4 protein-coding genes are annotated in these 2,987 nt (G+C 67.1%); all 4 read left to right on the top strand.

Annotation, left to right across the window (positions count from 1 at the left end; all coding sequences use genetic code 11):
* Nucleotides 1–59 precede the first annotated feature (59 nt).
* On the top strand, nt 60–347 hold the full coding sequence (locus tag AB4Y86_RS15780) for a MoaD/ThiS family protein (protein WP_441403132.1): 288 nt from the start codon (nt 60–62) through the stop codon (nt 345–347).
* 134 nt (nt 348–481) lie between these two features.
* Nucleotides 482–1,264, top strand: coding sequence for an ABC transporter ATP-binding protein (locus AB4Y86_RS15775; RefSeq protein WP_441403131.1), 783 nt, complete (start codon nt 482–484; stop codon nt 1,262–1,264).
* The gene (locus AB4Y86_RS15770; RefSeq protein WP_441403130.1) at nt 1,251–1,961 is read left to right on the top strand and encodes an ABC transporter ATP-binding protein; all 711 of its coding nucleotides are present in this window, start codon (nt 1,251–1,253) and stop codon (nt 1,959–1,961) included. The genes AB4Y86_RS15775 and AB4Y86_RS15770 overlap by 14 nt, the downstream gene beginning before the upstream one ends.
* 4 nt (nt 1,962–1,965) lie before the next feature.
* Nucleotides 1,966–2,847 carry a branched-chain amino acid ABC transporter permease gene (locus AB4Y86_RS15765; RefSeq protein WP_441403129.1) on the top strand — a complete coding sequence of 294 codons (882 nt, stop codon included), beginning with the start codon at nt 1,966–1,968 and terminating at the stop codon, nt 2,845–2,847.
* Nucleotides 2,848–2,987 lie beyond the last annotated feature (140 nt).

The following is a 2,987-nucleotide window of genomic DNA, read 5'->3' as shown; positions in this document are numbered from 1 at the left end:
GTCCGGGACTGCGCACTGCGGAGCCCGCCGTCGCCGCGGCCTCCGCGTGAGTCGTCGCGTTGCCTGAGATCAGTGTGCTGCTGCCCAGCGTCCTGGCGCCCCTGGCCGGCGGGCAGTCCATCCTGACTGCGCCCGCTGACGGGCCTGTCACTGTCCGGTGGCTGCTGGATGCCGTGACCGGGGACTTGCCCGCCTTGTCCCGGCGCCTGCGGGACGAGACCGGAGCAGTCCGCCGTTACGTGAATATCTACGTCAGCGGGAACGAGATCCGGCGGCTGCAGGGGCTCGGCACCGAGGTGGCGCCGGGCCAGGAAGTCCTTATTATTCAGTCGGTGGCCGGGGGCTAGCTGTACTCAGCCAGCCCCCGGCCACCATGCCTTCCAGATCGTTGACAATTTCGTCTGCGATCCGTACCGTCGGTCTCGGGCGGTCCTGACCGATCGCACCGATTCCTTGCAATGGTGCGACAGGAAGGTACGGGGTGGCCGCAAGCCTGAGCCTGAAAGACGTTAACCTGCACTTTGGCGGGGTCAAGGTGCTCCAGGACGTGGGCTTCGACGTCAAGCCCGGGGTCATCCTTGGCCTGGTCGGCCCCAACGGTGCCGGCAAAACCTCCCTTTTTAACTGCATCAGCGGTCACTACAAGCCCAGCTCCGGCTCGATCACCATCAACGGCACCGAGGTGCTGGGCAGCGCCCCGTCCCGCCTCGCCCGGCTGGGTCTGGCGCGCACCTTCCAGCATCCAGCCCTGCGGTTGAATGCCACCGTCCTGGAAAACGTGCTGCTCGGCGGGCACACCCGGCTCCCCGGCGGGCCCGTTGCGTGGGCGCTGCGGCTGCCGAACACCGCGCGTGCCGAGCGCTCAATCCGCGCCGAAGCACTTGAGCTCCTTGAGCGGGCCGGACTTGGCTGGGCGGCGGACCTGCCGGCGGATGAACTCTCGCACGGCCTGCACAAGGGCATCGAGCTGTGGCGTGCCATGCTGTCCAGGCCCGCGCTGCTGCTGCTTGATGAGCCCGCCGCAGGACTCTCGCATGGCGAGGTGGAGCAGCTCATCGGGACGGTGAAGCGGATCCGTGCCGAGCAGGACACCACCATCGTCATTGTCGAGCACCACATGGGCCTCATTTCAGCCCTCACGGACCAGGTGGTGGTGCTCGACCACGGGCGCAAACTTATGGCAGGCACTGCGGCAGRGGCGCAATCCGATCCACGCGTCATTGAGGCCTACATCGGGAAGGACGCCTCGGATGACGCTGCTTGAGCTCGCCGACGTGACCGCGTCCTACGGCCCTGTCCAAGTGATCGACGGTGTCTCGCTCAGCGTGCCGGAGGGCGGCTCGGTGGGCATCCTCGGTGCCAACGGGGCGGGCAAGACCACCACGCTGCGTGCAATCAGCGGCACCGTGCACACCGGCGGACGGATCACGTTCGACGGCCGCGACATCCGGGGCCTGCGCCCGGACCAGGTCGCGGCCCTGGGGATCGCCCACGTTCCGGAAGGCCGTGGAACCCTCGGCCAGCTGAGCGTCCGCGAAAACCTGCTGGTCGGTGCCTACCTGCGCAAGGGCCGCCAGGCGATCTCCGCGGACATCGACTACTGCCTGGAGTTGTTTCCGCAACTGAAGGAACGGATCGGCTCGCGGGCTGCGGCCCTGTCCGGCGGTGAGCAGCAGATGCTCGCGGTGGGCCGGGCCTTCATGGCCAAGCCCAGGCTGTTGCTGCTCGACGAAGCATCCCTGGGCCTGGCGCCGAGTACGGCCAAAACTGTATATGAGGCGATCCGCCGGCTCCGGCGCGAGTCCGGCATCGCGATGGTGGTTGTGGAGCAAAATGCCAACCTCGCCTTCTCGGTGGTGGACACGGCAACCGTGCTCGAAACGGGCCGCAACGTGCTGACCGGCACCTCGGCCGAGCTCAAGGGCATGGACGAGATCCGCCGCGCCTACCTGGGGGGTTGAACGGATGGGAATCTTTATCCAGCTGGTGGTTGACGGTCTCTCCACCGGATCTATCTATGCGGCCCTGGCTCTGGCAATTGTGCTCGTGAACCAGGCGACCGGCCTCATCAATTTCGCCCAGGGCGGCCTCGCCGTGCTTTCCGCGTACGTCGCCTATGCCTTCGTCCAGCTGGGACTGCCGCTGATCGTAGGGATCATCCTCGCGGTGGCGATTTCATTCTTCATCGGCGCCCTCGTGGAGCGGTTCCTGGTCCGCCGGTTCGAGCGCGGCGACCCGGATACCGCCGTCGTGGTGACGATCGGCCTGCTGACCCTGGTCACGGGCATCACGGCCATCATCTGGAGCTACAACAACCTCGAATTCCCCTCGCTCTTCCCGCTCACCAGCGTCGACATTCTCGGGGCGGTGGTGAGCGTCCGGTCGCTGGCTACCACGGTGACGATCGTCGTGATCATGGCGGCGCTGCAGGTGCTGTTCCTGCGCACCAAGCTCGGCCTCGCTCTTCGCGCCGTGGCCGACAGCCCCGCATCCGCGGCGTTGTCCGGGCTCCCCGTGGGAAGGCTGCTGATGGTGGGCTGGGGCCTCGCTGCGGCGCTCGGTGCCATCGCCGGGGTCCTGGTCGCCCCGCAGCTGACCCTGACTCCGGGCATGCTGGATACTGCGCTGGTCTATGCCCTTGCGGCCGTCATCCTCGGCGGACTGAGCAGCCCGATCGGCTGCGTCGTCGCCGCCTCGGCGATCGGCGTCCTGGAGAACCTCGTGGCCGTGTACGTGCCGTTCATCGGCCACGACCTGAAGATCGCCGTGCCGTTCTTCCTCATCTTTGTCATCCTCATCCTCCGTCCCCAAGGCCTGTTCGGACGAAAGGTCGTGGTGAGAGTCTGATGAGCAGCATCTTGTCCGCACACCGCAACAGATCCGCGCGGATCGTCGTCCTCGCCGTCGTCGCGCTGGCCCTGATTGCCGCCCCGCTCGTCCTCCCGGCGTTCGCCAACCAGACGCTGGTCCGGGTCGGCGTCTACGCC

The sequence above is a fragment of the Arthrobacter sp. 2YAF22_2 genome (genome assembly GCF_052114645.1).
Taxonomy (GTDB): Bacteria; Actinomycetota; Actinomycetes; order Actinomycetales; family Micrococcaceae; genus Arthrobacter.
The sequence above is the reverse complement of the archived record's forward strand: the minus strand, read 5'-3'. Positions and strand labels throughout refer to the sequence as shown.